Here is an 18,244-nt window from a genome sequence, read left to right as displayed (position 1 = left end):
AGTTCGCCCTGCCGCGCAGGAAAACGGCTTCAGACGGTCGTACGGCTGACGCAGGCGATTGGAATAGGAAGGGAATCAGGACCGTTCCGCAGGCTGGCGGCGCTTCCGGCGCCGGTCGACGGCATCGACGATCACCGCCACGGCCCCGTCGCCCGTGACATTGGTCGCCGTGCCGAAACTATCCATGGCGATGTAGGTGGCGATCATCAGCCCCGCGAGCGTCTCGTCGAAGCCGAGCATCGATTCGAGCAGCCCCAGCGCGGCCATGATGGCTCCGCCCGGCACGCCCGGCGCGGCGACCATCGTCACGGCCAGCAGCAGGATGAAACCCGCGAAAGTCGCCGTCGGGAGGTCCAGCCCGGCGATCATCGAAACGGCCAGCGCGCAGGCGACGATCTTCATCATCGAACCGGAGAGGTGGATCGTGGCGCACAGCGGAACCACGAACGAGGCCAGCTCGGGCCGGACACCCAACTTGACCGTCTGAGCCAGCGTCACGGGAATCGTCGCTGCCGAGGATTGCGTCCCCAGCGCCGTGACGTAGGCCGTGAGCATCGTGCGGAGCATGCGCAGCGGGTTCTTCCGCGCCGCGACACCCGCAATCGTAAATTGGAGGAGCAGCAGTATGACGGTCATGCAGAAAATGACCAATATCAGCTTTACGAAGACGCCCAGCACCCCGGCTACCTGCCCGGAGCGAGTCATCGATAGGAAGATGCCGAAGATATAGAAAGGCAGCAGCGGAATGATGACGCGCGCGATAACCAGCTCGATAATCCGCTTGAACTCGTCCATCACCTCCTTCAGCCGCACGCTCTGCGTGTAGGCCATGCCCAGTCCCAGCACGAAAGCGAGCACAAGCGCCGACATCACCCCCATCACGGGCGGCATCTGCACGGTGAAGTAGGCCCCGAGCGTCTCACCGCCCGCGGGCAGCGCCGCCTCGGAACCGCTCAGCAGCGCCGGAAAGAGCGCCCGGCCGGCGAAGTAGGTCCCGAATCCGGAGAAGAGCGTAAAGGCATAGGCCAGCGCCGCCGTCAGCGCCAGCAGCCGGCCCGCGCTGCGCCCCAGATCGGCAATGCCCGGAGCCACCAGCCCCAGAATCAGCAGCGGAATGACAAACTCCAGAAACTGTCCGAATAGTGCATTGAATGTCAGAGCGATGCGCGTCGCCCATCCGGGCAGGAAGAACCCGCAGGCGACACCCAGGGCGATGGCCAGCAACACGCGCGGCAGCAGTCCGAATCGGAATTTCATGGGCGAAGTATTTGCGAGGGTTAAAGATAAAAATAATTTTGGGAATACGCATGCCTCCAGCACGCGGGAAAGACCGAAACCCGAAATTTCTGTCCTCAATTCTTAATTCTTAATTCTTAATTCTTAATTTTGCAATATGACTTCACTCTACCACGACATCATCTTCGGTCCGGTCCGCTCGCGGCGGCTGGGCCTCTCGCTCGGGGTCAACCTGCTGCCCACCGAATCGAAACTCTGCTCGTTCGACTGCATCTACTGCGAGTGCGGCTGGAACGCCGAGCACCCCGGCGCGCGCCGCTTCAACCGGCGCGAAGACGTGCAGCGGCTCCTGGGCGAAACCCTGCGGCGGATGGTCGACGCGGGTACGCCGCCCGATGTCATCACCTTTGCGGGCAACGGCGAACCGACGCTCCACCCACAGTTCGAAGCGATTATCGGCGACACGATCGCCCTGCGCGACGCACTCTGCCCCGCGGCCCGCATCTCCGTCCTGTCGAACGCCACGCAGCTCCACCGCGAGGAGGTGCGCCGGGCGCTGCTGCGCGCGGACAACAACATTCTCAAGCTCGATTCGGCATTCGATGAGACGGTTCGCCGCATGAACAACCCGCAGAATCCGACCTACACGGTGCGCGGCGTGGTGGAGCAAATGAAGACATTCAACGGGCGGATGATCCTCCAGACGATGTTCCTGCGCGGCGTCTGCAACGGAGCGCCGATCGACAACACCACCGAAGAGGAGGTCGCGGCGTGGCTCGGACTGGTCGCCGAAATCCGTCCCCGGCAGGTGATGGTCTACTCGCTCGACCGTGATACGCCGTGCCCCACGCTCGAAAAGGTTCCGCGCGGCGAGCTGCTCGCCATCGCCGCCCGCGTCGAAGCGCTCGGGATTCCCTGTTCGGTCGCCTGAAAACTGGACGGCGGCCCGACCCCGGTTCCCGGTGTCCGGCCGCCCGAATCCCCTCCGTCCGGCAGCGCACCGCGTCCCGAAGCGCCTCAGCGCCCGTGGTCCACGTAATGGAGCCGCCCGGTGGTATATCCCCGCTGCACGGCACGGTGGAGGATGCGGTTGAGCGTCACGGCCGGCAGTGTCGGCGTGCGCGAGAGAATCCAGAGGTATTTGGAGGTGTGGCCCCCGACCAGCGCCCAGTCGTACTCCTCGCCCAACTCCAGCACGTTGTACTCCGTATAGAAAAACCAGAAAAACGAGACCCGCAGCCGGCCCGGAATCCTTCCCGGAACGGCCTTACCGCGCGATACGCGGCGTTTGCCGGAGTGGAAATCCTCGCCGCTGTTCACCACGTCGATCCTCCCGTCGGGCCGCAGCGCATAGAACGCCTCCACGGCCTCCAGCCCCCGCTCGAAACGATGCTCGTAGCGGGCGATCTCATACCACGTTCCCATATATCGTCCCAGATCGAACGACCCCACGGGCGTACGGTCGATCTTCTCCGACGCCGCGGCGTAGAGCGCACCCAGCGCCAGCAGCAGAACCGCCAGCAATATCAACATGAACTTCACTGCCTGTTTTTTCCGGGCAATGACGCAGATTTTGTGCCGCAGCAGCCTGCGGCGCGATCTTTTCGGAACAGAAACGGAGTTATTCCCCCGCCGGGACCCCGGTCAGGGCTTGCAGAATACTCTCTTCGTCGTAGCCGCACAGGGCCTTGAGCTGGGCGGGCGTTCCGTGCGGAACCCACCGATCGCCGATGCCCAGCGTCCGGACCGCGACGCAGTAACCGCTGCGGTTGAACCAGGCCGCAACCGCCTCGCCGACCCCTCCGCGCAAACAGCCGTCCTCGACGGTCACCACGCGGCGGAACGTGCGGCCCACCTTGTCGAGCAGCTCTTCGTCGAGCGGCTTGGCGAAGCGCAGGTCGTAGTGGGCGACGCTCACCCCCGCGGCGGCGGCCTGCGCAGCGGCCCTTGCGGCGGCATTGCCCGTCGTACCGACCGAGAGGATCGCCACGTCGCGCCCCTCGCGCAGCCGGCGGCCGCGTCCTACGGGCAGCGCCTCGAACGGCTCGCCGCGCCAGGCGGCCCCCTCGCCGCTGCCGCGCGGATACCGGATCATAAAGGGGTGGCCGTATTGCAGGGCGGTGTAGAGCATGTCGCGCAGTTCGCGCTCGTCCATCGGCGCGGCGATCACCAGCCCCGGCACGGCCGCGAAAGCCGCCAGGTCGAAGACGCCGTGGTGCGTCGTGCCGTCCTCGCCCACCACGCCGCCGCGGTCGAGACATAGCACCACGGGGAGGTCCTGGATGGCCACGTCATGGATCACGTTGTCGTAGGCGCGCTGCATGAACGAGGAGTAGATGTTGCAGAAGGGGATCATGCCCGCGGCGGCCAGCCCGGCCGAGAAGGTCACGGCGTGTCCCTCGGCGATCCCCACGTCGAAGCAGCGGTCGGGCATCTCCCGCATCAGGATATTCATCGAGCAGCCCGACGTCATGGCCGGAGTGACCCCGACCACGCGCGAATCCAGACGCGCCAGATCGAGCAGCGTCTGCCCGAACACGTCCTGATAGCGCGCCGCAGGGGCCGCCGAAGCGATCCGCTCGCCCGTATCGGGGTTGAAGCGGCCCGGCGCGTGCCAGACCGACTGGTCGTGCTCGGCGGGCAGGTAGCCCTTGCCCTTGACGGTCATCACGTGCAGCAGCTTGGGCCCCTCGATGTCGCGCAGGGCGCGCAGCGTACGCACCAGGTCCTTGAGGTTGTGGCCGTCGACGGGACCGAAGTAGCGGAAATTGAGGCTCTCGAAGAGGTTCGAATTGTTCAGCAACCCCTGCTTAACGGCGTTGCCCGCCTTCTGGCAGAGGCGCAGCACGAGCGGCGTATGCGAAAGCAGCCGCCACAGCCGCCTTTTGAAACGGTTGTAATGGACCGAGGTGGAAATTTTCAGCAGGTAGTTTTTCAGCGCCCCCGTGGCCTGGTCGATGGCCATGTTGTTGTCGTTCAGGATAACCAGCAGGTTGGTGCGCTTCGACGCTCCGGCGTTGTTCAGCCCCTCGAACGCCAGTCCGCCGGTCATCGAGCCGTCGCCGATGACGGCCACCACCTGCCGTTTTTCACCCCGCAGCTCGGCGGCCTTGGCCATGCCGAACGCCGCGGAGATCGACACCGAGGCGTGCCCGCCCCCGAAAGCGTCGTAGACGCTCTCGGCCATGCGCGGGAAGCCGCTGATGCCGCCCAGCTGCCGCTTGGTGCGGAACGCTTCGCGCCGGCCCGTGATGATCTTGTGGGCGTAGGTCTGATGGCCTACGTCCCAGACGATCCGGTCCTCCGGGGTGTCGAAGACGTAGTGCAGCGCCGCGGCCAGCTCCACCGCCCCGAGGCTCGAAGCCAGGTGGCCGGGGTTGACCGAGCACTCGTCAACGATGTAGCGGCGCAGCTCGTCGCAGTAATCGCGCAACTGCGCCTCGGAGAGGCGTTTGAGGTCGCGCGGCGAGTCGATCGTCGGCAGGTATTTGTACTCCGTACCAGTCATGGCAGCACAAAGATAATAAATTTTTGCCGTCGCGGAACCCTTTGCGGCGGGTTTCGACGGGATGCGCGGCGCAGCGATCCGTTCGGAACAGCGGCGGCAGGCCCGATATTTCGGAAAAATTCGCTATATTTGTTCGAACCAACCGCTTCAAGCATGAAAAACACCCTATCGACGCTGGCCGCCGGCCTACTTCTGACGCTGACCGCCTGCGCGCCGCAGCCCCGCGACATCGCCTACGACCTGCCCGACGGCGAGGTCCGCCTCCTATCGTTCAACATCCGCCAGAGCGGACTGGCCGAAAAGGACGGTCCCGACCGCTGGGAAAAGCGGCGCGAGGCGACGCTGAACCTCTTCGAGCGCGAGACCCCCAGCGTGGTGGGCATCCAGGAGGGGCTGATCGACCAGGTCCGCTACATCGAGCGGAACTGTCCGCAGTACACCCGCCTCGGCGTGGGCCGCGACGACGGGCGCGAGGGCGGCGAGATCATGGCGATCTTCTACCGCAGCGACCGCTTCGAGGCCGTCGAGTGGGGAACCTTCTGGCTGAGCGACACGCCCGGCGAGGTCTCCCGCGGCTGGGACGCCGCCTGCAACCGCACAGTCACCTGGGCGCGGCTGCGTGAGAAGGCCACCGGCGGAGAGTTCTACTACCTCAACACCCACTTCGACCACCAGGGTGAGGAGGCCCGCCGCCGTTCGGCCCTGCAGATCGCCGGCTTCGTCCGCGACAGCATCCCCGCCGATGCGGCCGTCGTGGTGGGCGGCGACCTCAATTCGGGCATCGACGATCCGATCTTCGACCCCATGAAGGAGGTGCTCGAAGTGGGCCGCGAAGTGGCCGACCCGACCGACCGCTCGGGGACGTTCAACGCCTTCGGAGCCGCCCCGGGGACCATCGTCATCGACCATATCTTCTGCCGCGGGGTGGCAGCGCCCGCGCTCGAAACCCTGCGCGGCGACTACGGCGCACCCTTCATCTCCGACCACTACCCCGTCGCGTTCACCTTCCGCCTGCCGGGAACCGTTTCCGACGCACCCGCCGCTGCGAAAGATTCGCTGCAAAGGCGGTAATGTTCCGAAAAAATCCTTATCTTCGCGTTAGCAAAACAGGATAAACGGAATGAAATACGAGAGAATACTGCTCAAACTGAGCGGAGAATCGCTCCAGGGAGCGCAGCAGTACGGCCTTTCGCCCGAGGTGCTCCAGTCCTATGCCTGCCAGATCCGCGACGCGGCGGCGCGCGGCGTGCAGATCGGCATCGTCATCGGCGGCGGCAACATCTTCCGCGGCCTTTCGGGCGCCAAAAAGGGCTTCGACCGCGTAAAGGGCGACCAGATGGGAATGCTGGCCACGATCATCAACTCGCTGGCCCTGCAATCGGCGCTGGAGGACAACGGCGTCCGGGCCAAAGTGCTGACCTCGATCCGCATGGAGCCTATCGGGGAGTACTACTCCAAGGCGCGCGCCATCGAATACCTCGAGGCGGGTTACGTAGTGATCATCGGCGGCGGTACGTCCAACCCCTACTTCACCACCGACTCGGCCTCGGCGCTGCGCGGCATCGAAATCGAGGCCGACGTGCTGCTCAAAGGGACGCGGGTGGACGGCATCTATACGGCCGATCCGGAGAAGGACCCCGCGGCTGTGCGCTTCGACGAGATCTCCTTCGAGGAGGTGCTCGACCGCCGGCTGAAGGTGATGGACCTGACGGCCTTCACGCTCTGCCGCGAAAACGGCTTGCAAATCATCGTTTTCGACATGGACACACCCGGCAATCTGGGTAAGGTTCTTGCAGGGGAACGGATCGGAACGCTCGTAAAAAAGTAAGGCGCAGCCCCGGTTGCGCCGCGTCGCGGCAGCGTCCCCGGAAAGCGGACGCAGGAACGCCGAAAACAGGAACGTCGGATGCAGGAACGCCGGACGCAGGAACGCCGGACGCAGGAACGCCGAACGCGGCCGGAGCGAACCGCTCCGAAGGGGGTTCGGCACAAATAAGAGATTGAACGATGGCAAAAAAGAAGAGCAACAAACAACTCTGGGTGATGCTGGCGCTGATCGTGGCGATCGGAGCCGTGATTCTGCTGCTCCCCGCATGCGGATCGCGCAGCACCTCCGCCACGGAGGAGGAGACGACGCTGGTCGAGGCCGGTGAAGAGGCCCCCGATTTCACGGTCGAACTGTTCGACGGGCAGCATATCACCCTTTCGTCGCTGCGCGGCAAGGTCGTGCTGCTCAACTTCTGGGCGACGTGGTGTCCGCCCTGCCGCGAGGAGCTGAAGCGCGTGCAGAAGGAGATCATCGACCGCTTCGCGGGCCGTGACTTCGTTTTCCTGCCCATCTCGCGCGGCGAGAAACGCGCCACCGTGGCCGCTTTCCGCGAAAAGACGGGCTACACTTTCCCAATGGGGTTGGACCCGGGACAGACCATCTACGACCGCTACGCCTCGAATTTCATCCCGCGCAACTTTCTGATCGACCGCGACGGCAAGGTCGTGCTCGCGTCGGTGGGCTACGACGAGGAGGAGTTCGACACGTTGCTCCGCGCTATCGAAAAACAACTCGCTGAATAGCCACACCGGTCTCTTAGGGTTACAACACGTTTCGGTCGTAAGCGTCGATTTTGCCGCTCTGCGGCACTAAGTCCCCCGGAGCGGGGGTTTGGGAGGGGGCAGACTTGCAAACGCCGCCCGAGGCGGCGAATACGGCAGACGGAGTTACTAAACGGTAAAAATCGCATATAAACACTCATTCTGAATAATATGGATACCACGACGATTCTCAACGAAGCCACGCGCCGCATGCAGAAAGCCCTCGACCATCTGGAGGAGGAGCTGCTCAACGTACGCGCAGGCAAGGCGTCGCCCAATGCGCTCAACGGTGTGATGGTCGACTATTTCGGCTCGCAGGTTCCCGTATCGGGCGCCGCCAGCGTCACCGTTCCCGACGCCAAGACCATTCTGATCCAACCCTGGGACAAGAACATGCTGCGCCCGATCGAGAAAGCGATCATCGACTCGAACATCGGACTTACCCCCTCGAACAACGGCGAGCACATCCGCCTGACGATCCCGCCCCTGACGGAGGAGCGCCGCAAGGAGCTGGTCAAGCAGGTGCGCTCGGAGGCCGAGACGGGGCGCATCAGCCTGCGCAACGCCCGCCGCGACGCGGTCGAAGCGTTCAAGAAGGCGCAAAAGGAGGGCATGCCCGAGGACGAGGCGAAGGACGGCGAGACCCGGACGCAAAAACTGCTGGACAAATTCTCCAAGTCGCTCGACGAAGCGCTCGCCAAAAAGGAGAAGGAGATCATGACCGTCTGACAGATGGACGCTTTACGAACAGTCCCGCCCCGGATGATTCCGGGCCGGGACTGTCGTTATTACTGCGCGACGCTTTCGATCCACGCCGCCAGGTCGTCCAGCACCTCCGGCGCGACGGTCACCTCGATCCGTTCGTACTCGCCCACATCCCCCGTCGTGCAGGGCTGGAACAGGTGGTTCAACCCCTCGTAGCGCTTCACCGTCAGCCGCTCCGAACCGCCCAACAGCCGGCGCACCGCCCCGAGGTTCTCCGCGGCATCGACCTGCCTGTCGAGGCTTCCGTTCAGCGCCAGCACGGGCCGGTCGCCCGCACGGACGATCTCCGAAGCTGGATCGTGGGTCAGAAAGCGATAGATCCAGGGCGAATCCGCCGCCGCATCCACCACGCCAAGCAGCTTGTCGCGCAGGGGTTCGGGCAGCGCCGCCCCCGCCTCCGTGGCCGCAAGGGCCTTTCGGAGCGTCTTGCGTTCGGCGGCAAGCGCCTCGGGCGTATGGTCCGCCACGACCCGGTAACACGCTTCGAGCAGTTCACGGCACTGCATCCGCTGCTCCTCCGGCATTCCCTGCAACTCCATCGCCCGCATATTCTGCGCCAGGCTCGCCCGCCAGCCCGGAACCATCGCCCCCGCCAGCGAAACCACGAAGCCCACGCCCGGCTCTTCGGCCGCTGCGGCAAAGGCGATCGTGCCCCCTTCGCTATGGCCCAGAATACCAATCCGGCAGGCGCTCGTTTCGGGCTGTGCATGCAGGAAGTCATAGGCCCCCAGCGCATCCTGCGTCAGATCGGCCGTCGTCGCGGCCGCCCACGCCTGCCGCTCCGCCTCCGGCACGCCGAAACCCCGGTCGTCGTAGCGGAGCACGGCGATCCCGCGGCGGGTCAGAAAGTCGGCGATCACCAGAAAGGGTTTGTGCCCGAACACCTCCTCGTCGCGGTTCTGCACGCCGCTGCCCGTCACCAGCACCACGGCCGCGCGGGGCGTACCCTCCCGCGGCAGCGTGAGGGTTCCCGCCAGCTCCACCCCCGCACTCCGGCTCGGGAACGACACCTCGCGGACGGTGTAAGGATAAGGTGGCCGGGGTTCCTGCGGCCGCCGGGCAGCCTCCCGGCGCGCGAGCGAGAGCGGAATGTTTGCATCCGCCTGCGTTAAGGTCCCGACGATCAGCCCCACGGGCAGCAGCATCCCCCGGTAGGAGGCCCCAAAAGCCGGCATTTCGAGCCGCAGTTCGCCGCCGTTCCACTCGACCGTCTCCACGGGCAGTCCCCGCACCCCCTGGTCGGGACTGTCCATCGTGGCGGTCCAGCCCGTTTCGGCGGCCGCGATACGAAAGACGATCCGCAGGCGGCCTCCCGGAAACGACAACGTTCCCTCCCAGGCCCCGGCAAGCTCCTGCGCACTTCCCAAAAGCGGCAGCAGCAACACACCCAAAAACAGTCGCAGTGTACGCATACAAATTGATGTTAGTTACATCCCGGCAATCGTCGCCGTACACCATCCTGCGGCCAGTTCGGCGAGCAGGTAGCAACCGACGAAAATGGCCACGGCCTTTCCGCCGCGCAGGTTGGCCGCCACGGAGAATCCCTGCCAGCTCCAGGCGAAAAACCAGACCACCGACAGCAGCGCGACGAGCGCCATGCAGAGCAGCAGCGGCAGATTGAGCGACGCAACGTTCAGCTCCAGGGGAGCGACTGCGAGCAGTTCGTCCGCAAGCCGCCGCATCGGAGGCAGGGCGGCGACGAGCGTCATCGGCAGAAAAGCGATCCGGGCAAAGAGTTGGTTGCCGAAAAGGTCGACGGCCCGCACCCTCGACGTCGACCAGAAGAGCGACGCGGCATAGAGCAGTCCGGCGAAGAACACCCACCCGGCCAGCAGTTGAAGCGTCAGCTGTCCCAGCGTAAGTGCGCCGTAACCCGATGAAATGACCCCGCGGAACGTCACGCCGCCCCAGCGGGCCGCAAGAAGCGTTGCAAAGGCTCCGAGCAGCCCCGCCGCAAGGGTCTTCTCTCCGGAGAGGTAGACGAAAGGATTCAACAGTTTTTTCATGGTTCGTTATTTTTCAGGTGGTCGATCACTTCGTCCAGCCGGTTGCGGACGGTCGGATAGCTCACGCCCAGCCGCGCGGCAAGCTCCTTGAGCGATCCGCTGCACAGGACGAAATCGAGCAGGAATCGCTGCTCGGCGGCCGCCAGCCGCGCAAAGGCGGGCAGCGGGAAATCTCCCGTAACCTGCGTGCCGCAATCGGGGCAGCAGAGCGTGCGCACCCGCAAAGAGACCCCGCACGAGGGGCAGCAGGTCGGCAGCGCACGATTGTCCGGATGTTTCTGTTCCATACACTTCATTATTTTTTGCAAATATAAAGATTATTAATTAATAAACAAATATAATCAATATTATTTTGAATATATTTAAAACATACATCCGATTTATTTCACATCCGCGCACAAAAAAAGCCCCGGACGCTGCATAACATCCGGGGCGGAAATTTATCGAAAGTCGGCCTTCGGTCAGAGCTTCGGACCGGCGGCTACGAGCGACTTGCCTTCGTCGTTGCCGGTGAACTTGGTGAAGTTCTTGATGAAGCGGGCGGCCAGGTCCTGAGCCTTGGCATCCCACTCGGCGGGGTTCTGATAAGTGTCGCGCGGATCGAGGATCGCGGGATCGACGCCCGGCAGCGCGGTCGGAACCTTGAAGTCGAAGATCGGCATCGTTTTGGTCGGCGCCTTGTCGATCGAGCCGTCGAGGATGGCGTCGATGATGCCGCGCGTATCCTTGATCGAGATGCGCTTGCCGGTTCCGTTCCAGCCGGTGTTCACCAGGTAGGCCGTTGCGCCCGACTGCTTCATGCGCTTGACCAGCTCCTCGCCGTACTTGGTGGGGTGCAGCGACAGGAAAGCGGCGCCGAAGCAGGCCGAGAAGGTCGGCGTAGGCTCGGTGATGCCGCGCTCGGTTCCCGCCAGCTTGGCCGTGAAGCCCGAGAGGAAGTAGTACTTGGTCTGCTCGGGGGTCAGGATCGACACGGGAGGCAGCACGCCGAATGCGTCGGCCGAGAGGAAGATCACCTTCTTGGCGGCCGGAGCCTTCGAAACGGGCTTCACGATATTCTCGATGTGGAAGATCGGGTACGACACGCGGGTGTTCTCGGTCACCGACTTGTCGGCGTAGTCGATCCGGCCCTTCTTGTCTACCGTCACGTTCTCCAGCAGGGCGTTGCGGCGGATGGCGTTCCAGATGTCGGGTTCGTTCTCCTTCGAAAGGTTGATGACCTTGGCGTAGCAGCCGCCCTCGAAGTTGAAGACGCCGTCGTCGTCCCAGCCGTGCTCGTCGTCGCCGATCAGCTCGCGCTTCGGATCGGTCGAGAGCGTGGTCTTGCCCGTGCCCGAGAGGCCGAAGAAGATGGCCGTCTCACCGGCCTTGTTCGTATTGGCTGAGCAGTGCATCGAAGCGATGCCCTTCAGCGGCAGCAGGTAGTTCATGTAGGAGAACATGCCCTTCTTCATTTCGCCGCCGTACCAGGTGTTGATGATCACCTGCATCTTCTCGGTGAGGTTGAAGACCACGGCCGTCTCCGAGTTCAGACCCAGCTTCTTGAACTCCTTGACCTTGGCCTTCGAAGCGTTGAGCACCACGAAGTCGGGTTCGCCGTACTGCTCCAGTTCGGCGTCGGTCGGCCGGATGAACATGTTCTTCACGAAGTGAGCCTGCCAGGCCACCTCCATGATGAAGCGGATCTTCAGGCGCGTGTTCTCGTTGGCGCCGCAGAAGGTGTCCACCACGTAGAGCTTCTTGTCCGAAAGCTCCTTGGCGGCGATCTTCTTCAGCTCCTTCCAGGCAGCCTTGGTCACGGGCTTGTTGTCGTTCTTATACTCGTCGGAGGTCCACCAGATCGTGTCGCGGGTGGTGTCGTCCATCACGAAGAACTTATCCTTGGGCGAACGGCCCGTGTAGACGCCCGTCATCACGTTCACGGCCCCGGTCTCGGTCAGCTGACCCTTCTCGAAGCCGCGCAGGCCCTTTTTCGTCTCCTCACGGAACAGCTCGTCGTACGAGGGATTGTACACGATCTCCTTTACGCCGGTAATCCCGTACTTTTTCAAATCCATTTTGTCCATTGCTTTGCTATTTTTTGATTGAACATCCTAACCATTAACCACCCTCCGCCGCGGCATCGCGCCCTGCGGCCCGAGGGCCAACCTTTACACGCCGAACCGGCCTTTCGCACGATCCGAACGGCACAAAGGTAACAAAAGTTTTTACACCTGTGAAAAAAATAACAGCAAAAATTACAAAAAAATTTTATTATTTTCACCGATAGCACTATCGAATTGTCTTACAAGCGCTTATGCGTCCGGTTTCCAGCCCCTTCGAAGCGCTGTCCGGCCGCTGCGGAGGGTTATTCCGCCGTCGCCTGCTCCGTCCTGACAACAGTCCGCAAACATGCTGCCGCAAAAAACGCAGGGGCAACCCGCTGCCGACGCTTCCGTCGCACCGGCGCAACAAAGTGCGCCCGCACACCGTTCGCCCTACAGCCGCCGCGGCCACCGCACCTCGGCGGCAAAGCCCCTCCCGGCCGCCGGAACGGAGCGTTCAGCGATCGTTTTCCGCGCCGGAAAGAGGCTGTTTCCGATTTTTTTGTTACCTTTGGTAAGATATGGCCGGACTTTATTTCCACATTCCCTTCTGCAAACGCGCCTGCGCCTACTGCGATTTCTACAAAGAGATCGGAACCGCGCGCATGGAGCAGCTCCTCGCGGCCATGCACCGCGAACTGGAGTCGCGGCGGGAGTATCTGGCCGGCGATCCCGTCCGCACCCGCTACTTCGGCGGGGGCACGCCGTCGCTCTGCACCCCGGAGGCGATCGGCACGCTGCTTGCCCACGCGGCCGAACTCTTCGAAACACACCCCGAAGAGACCACGCTGGAGGCCAATCCCGACGACCTCACGCCCGACTGCCTCGACGGGCTGCTCCGCGCGGGCGTCGACCGCCTCTCGGTCGGGGTTCAGTCGCTCGACGACGGCTGTCTGAAGCTGATGAACCGCCGCCACACCGCCGCCCGGGCGGTCGAGGCGATCCGGCAGGCGCAGCGGGCCGGATTCGGCAACCTTACCGCCGACGTCATTTTCGGCGTCCCGGGATTCGGCGAAGAGCCCCTGCGCCGAACGCTCAACGGGTTGCTGGCACTGGGCGTGCCGCACATTTCGGCCTACCACCTGACCGTGGAACCTGACACGGCATTCGGCCGCCGCGCGGCGCGCGGGGAGTTCGCACCCGTCGGCGAGCAAGTGAGCGAACGCGAATTCGCGCAGGTGCACGACACGCTCTGCGGGGCCGGATACGAGCACTACGAGGTATCGAACTACGCCCTGCCGGGGTTCCGCGCCCGCCACAACGCCGCCTACTGGCACGGGGAGCGCTACCTGGGCATCGGCCCGGCGGCCCACTCCTACGACGGACGGGAAAGGCACTGGAACGTCGCCTCCGTGGAAGCGTATATCGCCGGGGCGCCTTCCGAAAACGAAACCCTTACGGAACACGATCTTTTCAACGAATACCTGCTCACCCGCCTGCGCACCGCCGAGGGGATCGACCTGCGGGAGGTGGAACGGCTCTTCGGCGACGAACGGACCCAACGGCTGCTTCGGGCCGCGGAACCCTCCCTAAAAGCCCGCACGCTGAACCGATCCGGCTACCGGCTGGCCGTTCCCGCGGAGCGGTTCCTGCTCTCGGACGCGGTGATCGAAGCCCTTTTCGAAACATAACGATCCCCGCAACCAAATGAAACAGAAATGTTAACTTATTCTTAAATATTTTTAGAAACTATCTGCGCTTAGTTGTTTAATATAAATATAAGTATTACCTTTGCGGCCGGATTCGATCCGTTCAGCGAGAAAATTTCAAACGTTCAATTAAGTATATGAGCAATGCAAAAATGACCCCCGACTTCCTTTTCGAGGTAAGTTGGGAGGTGTGCAACAAGGTCGGCGGCATCCATACCGTGATCTCGACCAAAGCCCAAACCGTCACCCGCAAGTTCCGCGACCGCTACATCGTCATCGGTCCCGACCTGCAGCACGAGGGGGTGAACCCCGAATTCGAAGAGGACACGAACCTGCTCAAGGCGTGGCGCCAGAGCGTCTACAACGAAGGCATCCGCATCCGCGTGGGCCACTGGAAGATCAAGGGCGAACCGATCGCCATCCTGATCGACTTCACATCGCTCTTCCCGCGCAAGGACGAAATCCTGAAGAAACTATGGGAGCAGTACCACGTCGACTCGATCTCGGGCCAGTGGGACTACATCGAGCCGGTGCTGTTCGGCTACGCCGCCGGCACGGTGATCGCCTCCTACGTCGATACGTTCTGCACGGCCACCGAGAAGATCGCCGCCCACTTCCACGAGTGGATGACCGCTTCGGGCGGCCTCTGCCTGCGCAGCATCGCCCCCTACGTGGCCACGCTCTTTACCACGCACGCCACGGTCATGGGCCGTTGCATCGCCGGCAACCGACTGCCGCTCTATAACGACCTGACGAAATTCAACGCCGACGAGCTGGCCCGCCAGTTCAACGTCACGGCCAAGCACTCCATCGAAAAGACCGCCGCGGCCTATCACGACGCGTTCCTCACCGTGAGCGACATCACGGCCAACGAGTGCAAGTACCTGCTGGGCCGCGAACCGGACTGCGTGACTCCCAACGGCTTCGAGAACGACTTCGTATGGACGGGCGAGGAGTACCACGCCAAGCGCAAAGAGGCGCGCGAGGCGATGATCGGGGTGGCCGAAGCGTGCCTGGGCCGCAAGTTCGCCACCGACCCGCTGATTATCGGGACCAGCGGCCGCTATGAATTCCGCAACAAGGGCATCGACGTCTTCCTCGAATCGCTCAAGCAGCTGGCCGCTTCGGACAAGCTGCGGCGCGAGGTGCTGGCCTACATCACCGTGCCGGCCGGCAACCGCGGCCCGCGCGTCGATCTGCAGGCCCACCTCTCCGATGCGAAAAACCCGATCGACCCCGCGCAGTACAAATATTCGACACACTATCTGGAGAACCCCTCCTGGGACCCGATCGTCAACTCGCTCAACGGCAGCATCCTCGCCTCGGCCGAATCGAAGGTCCGGGTGATCTTCGTGCCGACCTACCTCAACAAGGCCGACGGCATCTTCAACAAGGACTACTACGAACTGCTGGTGGGCATGGACGTCACGGTGTTCCCCTCCTACTACGAGCCGTGGGGCTACACCCCGCTCGAGTCGGTGGCTTTCTCCGTGCCGACGCTCACCACGACGCTCGCCGGCTTCGGCCTCTGGGTCGACAAGCAGCGCGAGCACGCCGGCGTGGAGGTCGTCCGCCGCGACGACTTCAACGACAAGGAGGTCGAAGCCAAGATCGCCGACGCGCTGCTGCGCTTCAGCCTGCTCGACCAAAAACGCGTCTCGGAGGCGCGCGCCTCGGCCTACGAGGTGTCGGAGACGGCTCTCTGGGAGAAGCTCTTCGCCGCCTACGAACAGGCCTACTCCGAGGCCATCGAAAGCTCGATCCTGCGCACCAACCGCGCCGTGCTCGACGACGGGGGCGCCACCAACGAGCAGATCAACTTCGTCAGGCAGCAGCTCTTCGTCGAGCGTCCCAACTGGAACCGCATGATGGTCGACAAGACCCTGCCCAAGCGGCTGCACGCCCTCGAGGAGCTTTCGCGCAACCTCTGGTGGTGCTGGAACCCCGGGGCGCGCGACCTGTTCGAGAATATCGATCCCAAGCTCTGGGCCGCGAGCGAGCGCAACCCCATCGCGTTCCTCGACATGCTGAGCGTCGAAAGGATGCGAGAGCTTGAGCGCGATTCGGCGTTCCTGGCCCAGCTCGACGCCGTATACACGCAGTTCCGCGACTACATGAACGAGAAGCCCGATCCGAAGGCCACTTCGATCTCCTACTTCTCGATGGAATACGGCCTGCACTCGTCGCTCAAAATCTACTCGGGCGGTCTGGGCATCCTGGCGGGCGACTACCTGAAGGAGGCGTCGGACAAGAACGTCCCGATGGCCGCCGTGGGTCTCTTGTACCGCTACGGCTACTTCACGCAGCGCCTCTCGGCACAGGGTTCGCAGGAGGCGACCTACGAGGCGCAGAACTTCTACAAGCTGCCCATCTCGCCCGTGCGCGACGAGGCCGGCAACTGGCTGACGGTGACCATCGCCTACCCGGGCCGCACGCTCTCGGCGCGCGTCTGGAAGTGCCAGGTGGGCCGCACGGACCTCTACCTGCTCGACGCCGACTTCGAGGACAACCTGGAGGAGGACCGCCAGATCACCCACCACCTCTACGGCGGCGACTGGGAGAACCGCCTCAAGCAGGAGATTCTCTTAGGCATCGGCGGCATTCGCGCCCTGCGCAAGCTGGGCATCAAGCACCACGTGTTCCACTGCAACGAGGGCCACGCGGCCTTCATCGGCATCGAGCGCATCCGCGAGCTGGTGAACCACAAGAAGCTCACCTTCTCCGAAGCGCTGGAGGTGATCCGCTCCTCGTCGCTCTTCACGACCCACACCCCCGTACCGGCCGGTCATGACGCCTTCCCCGAGTCGATGATCCGCCAGTACATGTCGCACTACCCCGACGTGCTGGGCATCACCTGGGAGCAGTATATCAACCTGGGCAAGACCAACCCCAACGACCCCAACGAGAAGTTCTCGATGTCGGTGCTGGCCTGCAACCTCTCGCAGGAGGTCAACGGCGTTTCGTGGCTCCACGGCGAGGTCTCGAAGGAGATTCTGGGCAGCATGTGGCCGGGCTACTTCAAGAACGAGCTGCACATCGGCTACGTCACCAACGGCGTGCACTTCCCGACCTGGGCCGCCACCGGTCTGCGCCGGCTCTACGCGCACTACTTCGCCGACGGCTTCGAGGGCCACGTCTACGACATTCCGGCCTGGCAGAAGGTCCACAACATTCCCGACACGGAGCTGTGGGCCGAGCGCATGAAGCTCAAGACCAAGCTGATCAACCATATCCGCAAGCGTTACAGCGATCCCAAGCAGGTGCGGCTCGACTCGCCGCGGCAGATGCTGCAGGTCATCGAGGGCATCAAGCCCGAGGTGCTGACCATCGGCTTCGCCCGCCGCTTCGCCACCTACAAGCGCGCCTACCTCCTGTTCACAAACCTCGACCGGCTGGCCGCCATCGTCAACAACAAGGAGCGTCCCGTGCAGTTCATCTTCGCGGGCAAGGCGCATCCGAACGACAAACCGGGACAGGATCTCATCAAGCGCATCGTCGAGGTGGCCGCCATGCCGCAGTTCGTCGGGAAGATCATCTTCCTGCAAAACTACGACATGGAGCTGGCCCGCCGCATGGTGCAGGGCGTCGACGTATGGCTCAACACGCCGACCCGTCCGTTAGAAGCCTCCGGCACGTCGGGCGAGAAGTGCGTCATGAACGGCGTGCTGCAATTCTCGGTGCTCGACGGCTGGTGGGTCGAGGGCTACAAGCAGGGCGCGGGCTGGATGCTCCCCATGGAGCGTACCTTCGCCGACCAGCACTACCAGGACGAGCTGGACGCCGAGATGATCTACAACACCATTGAGGAGGAGATCGCGCCCAAGTACTACCGGCGCGACCACGACGGCATCCCCCACGAGTGGGTCCGCTCGGTCAAGGAGTGCGTGGCCGACATCGCCTCGAACTTCACGACCAACCGCATGCTCATCGACTACGAGGAGCGCTTCTACAACAAGCTCGCGGCCCGCAAGCGCCGCATCGTCGAGGGCGGCTACAAGCTCGCCCGCGAGATCGCAGCCTGGAAGCGCAAGGTTTCGGCCTCGTGGGACGAGGTGCGCGTAGTGGACGTGCAGCGCGTGAAGATGGACAAGGAGGCCGTCTTCGTGGGCGAGCGCTACCACTTCGAAGTGACGCTCGACGTGGCGAACCTGCGTGCCGAGGACATCGGCGTGGAGATGGTCATCGCCCGCCAGATCGTCGGCGGCGAACCGGTCAACGTCGAGCGGACGGTGGCCCTGAAGTGCATCGGCAGCGAAGGCAAGCTGGTGACCTACGCCCTGGACTACACCCCCGACGAGGCCGGCACGTTCGACGTGGCGCTGCGCATCTTCCCCTACAACGAGAACCTGCCGCACCGCATGGACTTCGCGCTGGTGAAGTGGGCATAGCGTATTCGGAAAGAAATCG

14 protein-coding genes are annotated in these 18,244 nt (G+C 63.4%); 7 read left to right on the top strand and 7 right to left on the bottom strand.

The window, feature by feature from the left end:
- Positions 1-75 precede the first annotated feature (75 nt).
- Positions 76-1,257 (bottom strand): dicarboxylate/amino acid:cation symporter, encoded by a 1,182-nt coding sequence (locus ACMO9O_RS04735; RefSeq protein WP_418982520.1) that lies wholly within the window; start codon positions 1,255-1,257, stop codon positions 76-78.
- Between the two features lie 136 nt (positions 1,258-1,393).
- On the opposite strand from ACMO9O_RS04735, the gene ACMO9O_RS04730 reads away from it, so the two are divergent.
- Positions 1,394-2,167 carry a radical SAM protein gene (locus tag ACMO9O_RS04730; protein ID WP_418982518.1) on the top strand — a complete coding sequence of 258 codons (774 nt, stop codon included), beginning with the start codon at positions 1,394-1,396 and terminating at the stop codon, positions 2,165-2,167.
- Positions 2,168-2,253: 86 nt separating this feature from the next.
- Here ACMO9O_RS04730 and ACMO9O_RS04725 read toward each other — a convergent pair whose 3' ends face one another.
- Both ACMO9O_RS04725 and dxs read right to left on the bottom strand, forming a co-directional pair.
- A complete protein-coding gene (locus ACMO9O_RS04725) occupies positions 2,254-2,769 on the bottom strand; it encodes a lipocalin family protein (RefSeq protein WP_418982516.1) in 516 nt (171 codons plus the stop codon).
- An 88-nt stretch (positions 2,770-2,857) separates the two neighbouring features.
- Positions 2,858-4,744 (bottom strand): 1-deoxy-D-xylulose-5-phosphate synthase, encoded by a 1,887-nt coding sequence (dxs, locus tag ACMO9O_RS04720; protein ID WP_418982515.1) that lies wholly within the window; start codon positions 4,742-4,744, stop codon positions 2,858-2,860.
- 153 nt (positions 4,745-4,897) lie between these two features.
- On the opposite strand from dxs, the gene ACMO9O_RS04715 reads away from it, so the two are divergent.
- The 4 genes from ACMO9O_RS04715 to frr all read left to right on the top strand — a co-directional run bounded on the left by ACMO9O_RS04715 (position 4,898) and on the right by frr (position 8,062).
- Entirely contained in the window at positions 4,898-5,815 is a 918-nt protein-coding gene (locus ACMO9O_RS04715; protein WP_418982513.1) for an endonuclease/exonuclease/phosphatase family protein, read from the top strand.
- Between the two features lie 49 nt (positions 5,816-5,864).
- Entirely contained in the window at positions 5,865-6,572 is a 708-nt protein-coding gene (pyrH, locus tag ACMO9O_RS04710; RefSeq protein WP_418982511.1) for a UMP kinase, read from the top strand.
- 179 nt (positions 6,573-6,751) lie between these two features.
- Positions 6,752-7,315 (top strand): peroxiredoxin family protein, encoded by a 564-nt coding sequence (locus tag ACMO9O_RS04705; protein WP_418982509.1) that lies wholly within the window; start codon positions 6,752-6,754, stop codon positions 7,313-7,315.
- A 189-nt stretch (positions 7,316-7,504) separates the two neighbouring features.
- Complete coding sequence (gene frr / locus ACMO9O_RS04700) at positions 7,505-8,062, top strand: ribosome recycling factor (RefSeq protein ID WP_418982508.1); 558 nt, start codon at positions 7,505-7,507, stop codon at positions 8,060-8,062.
- A gap of 59 nt (positions 8,063-8,121) precedes the next feature.
- Here frr and ACMO9O_RS04695 read toward each other — a convergent pair whose 3' ends face one another.
- The 4 genes from ACMO9O_RS04695 to pckA form a co-directional block, all read right to left on the bottom strand.
- Positions 8,122-9,510 carry an alpha/beta hydrolase gene (locus ACMO9O_RS04695; RefSeq protein WP_418982507.1) on the bottom strand — a complete coding sequence of 463 codons (1,389 nt, stop codon included), beginning with the start codon at positions 9,508-9,510 and terminating at the stop codon, positions 8,122-8,124.
- Positions 9,511-9,525: 15 nt separating this feature from the next.
- Positions 9,526-10,104, bottom strand: a complete 579-nt coding sequence (locus tag ACMO9O_RS04690; RefSeq protein WP_418982506.1) for a hypothetical protein — start codon at positions 10,102-10,104, stop codon at positions 9,526-9,528.
- Entirely contained in the window at positions 10,101-10,391 is a 291-nt protein-coding gene (locus ACMO9O_RS04685) for a DUF2089 family protein (RefSeq protein WP_418982504.1), read from the bottom strand. The genes ACMO9O_RS04690 and ACMO9O_RS04685 overlap by 4 nt, the downstream gene beginning before the upstream one ends.
- 174 nt (positions 10,392-10,565) lie before the next feature.
- Entirely contained in the window at positions 10,566-12,170 is a 1,605-nt protein-coding gene (gene pckA / locus ACMO9O_RS04680; RefSeq protein ID WP_418982502.1) for a phosphoenolpyruvate carboxykinase (ATP), read from the bottom strand.
- 539 nt (positions 12,171-12,709) lie between these two features.
- On the opposite strand from pckA, the gene hemW reads away from it, so the two are divergent.
- Together hemW and glgP are read left to right on the top strand one after the other, a co-directional pair.
- Positions 12,710-13,819, top strand: a complete 1,110-nt coding sequence (gene hemW / locus ACMO9O_RS04675) for a radical SAM family heme chaperone HemW (protein WP_418982501.1) — start codon at positions 12,710-12,712, stop codon at positions 13,817-13,819.
- A gap of 155 nt (positions 13,820-13,974) precedes the next feature.
- A complete protein-coding gene (glgP, locus tag ACMO9O_RS04670; RefSeq protein ID WP_418982500.1) occupies positions 13,975-18,225 on the top strand; it encodes an alpha-glucan family phosphorylase in 4,251 nt (1,416 codons plus the stop codon).
- Positions 18,226-18,244: the final 19 nt, after the last annotated feature.

The organism is Alistipes sp. (genome assembly GCF_048465635.1).
GTDB lineage: Bacteria > Bacteroidota > Bacteroidia > Bacteroidales > Rikenellaceae > Alistipes.
The sequence above is the reverse complement of the archived record's forward strand: the minus strand, read 5'-3'. Positions and strand labels throughout refer to the sequence as shown.

Coding starts and splice junctions, on each gene's coding strand:
- ACMO9O_RS04735 (WP_418982520.1), bottom strand. CDS start 1,257: ATGAAATTCCGATTCGGACTGCTGCCGCGCGTGTTGCTGGCCATCGCC.
- ACMO9O_RS04730 (WP_418982518.1), top strand. CDS start 1,394: ATGACTTCACTCTACCACGACATCATCTTCGGTCCGGTCCGCTCGCGG.
- ACMO9O_RS04725 (WP_418982516.1), bottom strand. CDS start 2,769: ATGTTGATATTGCTGGCGGTTCTGCTGCTGGCGCTGGGTGCGCTCTAC.
- dxs (WP_418982515.1), bottom strand. CDS start 4,744: ATGACTGGTACGGAGTACAAATACCTGCCGACGATCGACTCGCCGCGC.
- ACMO9O_RS04715 (WP_418982513.1), top strand. CDS start 4,898: ATGAAAAACACCCTATCGACGCTGGCCGCCGGCCTACTTCTGACGCTG.
- pyrH (WP_418982511.1), top strand. CDS start 5,865: ATGAAATACGAGAGAATACTGCTCAAACTGAGCGGAGAATCGCTCCAG.
- ACMO9O_RS04705 (WP_418982509.1), top strand. CDS start 6,752: ATGGCAAAAAAGAAGAGCAACAAACAACTCTGGGTGATGCTGGCGCTG.
- frr (WP_418982508.1), top strand. CDS start 7,505: ATGGATACCACGACGATTCTCAACGAAGCCACGCGCCGCATGCAGAAA.
- ACMO9O_RS04695 (WP_418982507.1), bottom strand. CDS start 9,510: ATGCGTACACTGCGACTGTTTTTGGGTGTGTTGCTGCTGCCGCTTTTG.
- ACMO9O_RS04690 (WP_418982506.1), bottom strand. CDS start 10,104: ATGAAAAAACTGTTGAATCCTTTCGTCTACCTCTCCGGAGAGAAGACC.
- ACMO9O_RS04685 (WP_418982504.1), bottom strand. CDS start 10,391: ATGGAACAGAAACATCCGGACAATCGTGCGCTGCCGACCTGCTGCCCC.
- pckA (WP_418982502.1), bottom strand. CDS start 12,170: ATGGACAAAATGGATTTGAAAAAGTACGGGATTACCGGCGTAAAGGAG.
- hemW (WP_418982501.1), top strand. CDS start 12,710: ATGGCCGGACTTTATTTCCACATTCCCTTCTGCAAACGCGCCTGCGCC.
- glgP (WP_418982500.1), top strand. CDS start 13,975: ATGAGCAATGCAAAAATGACCCCCGACTTCCTTTTCGAGGTAAGTTGG.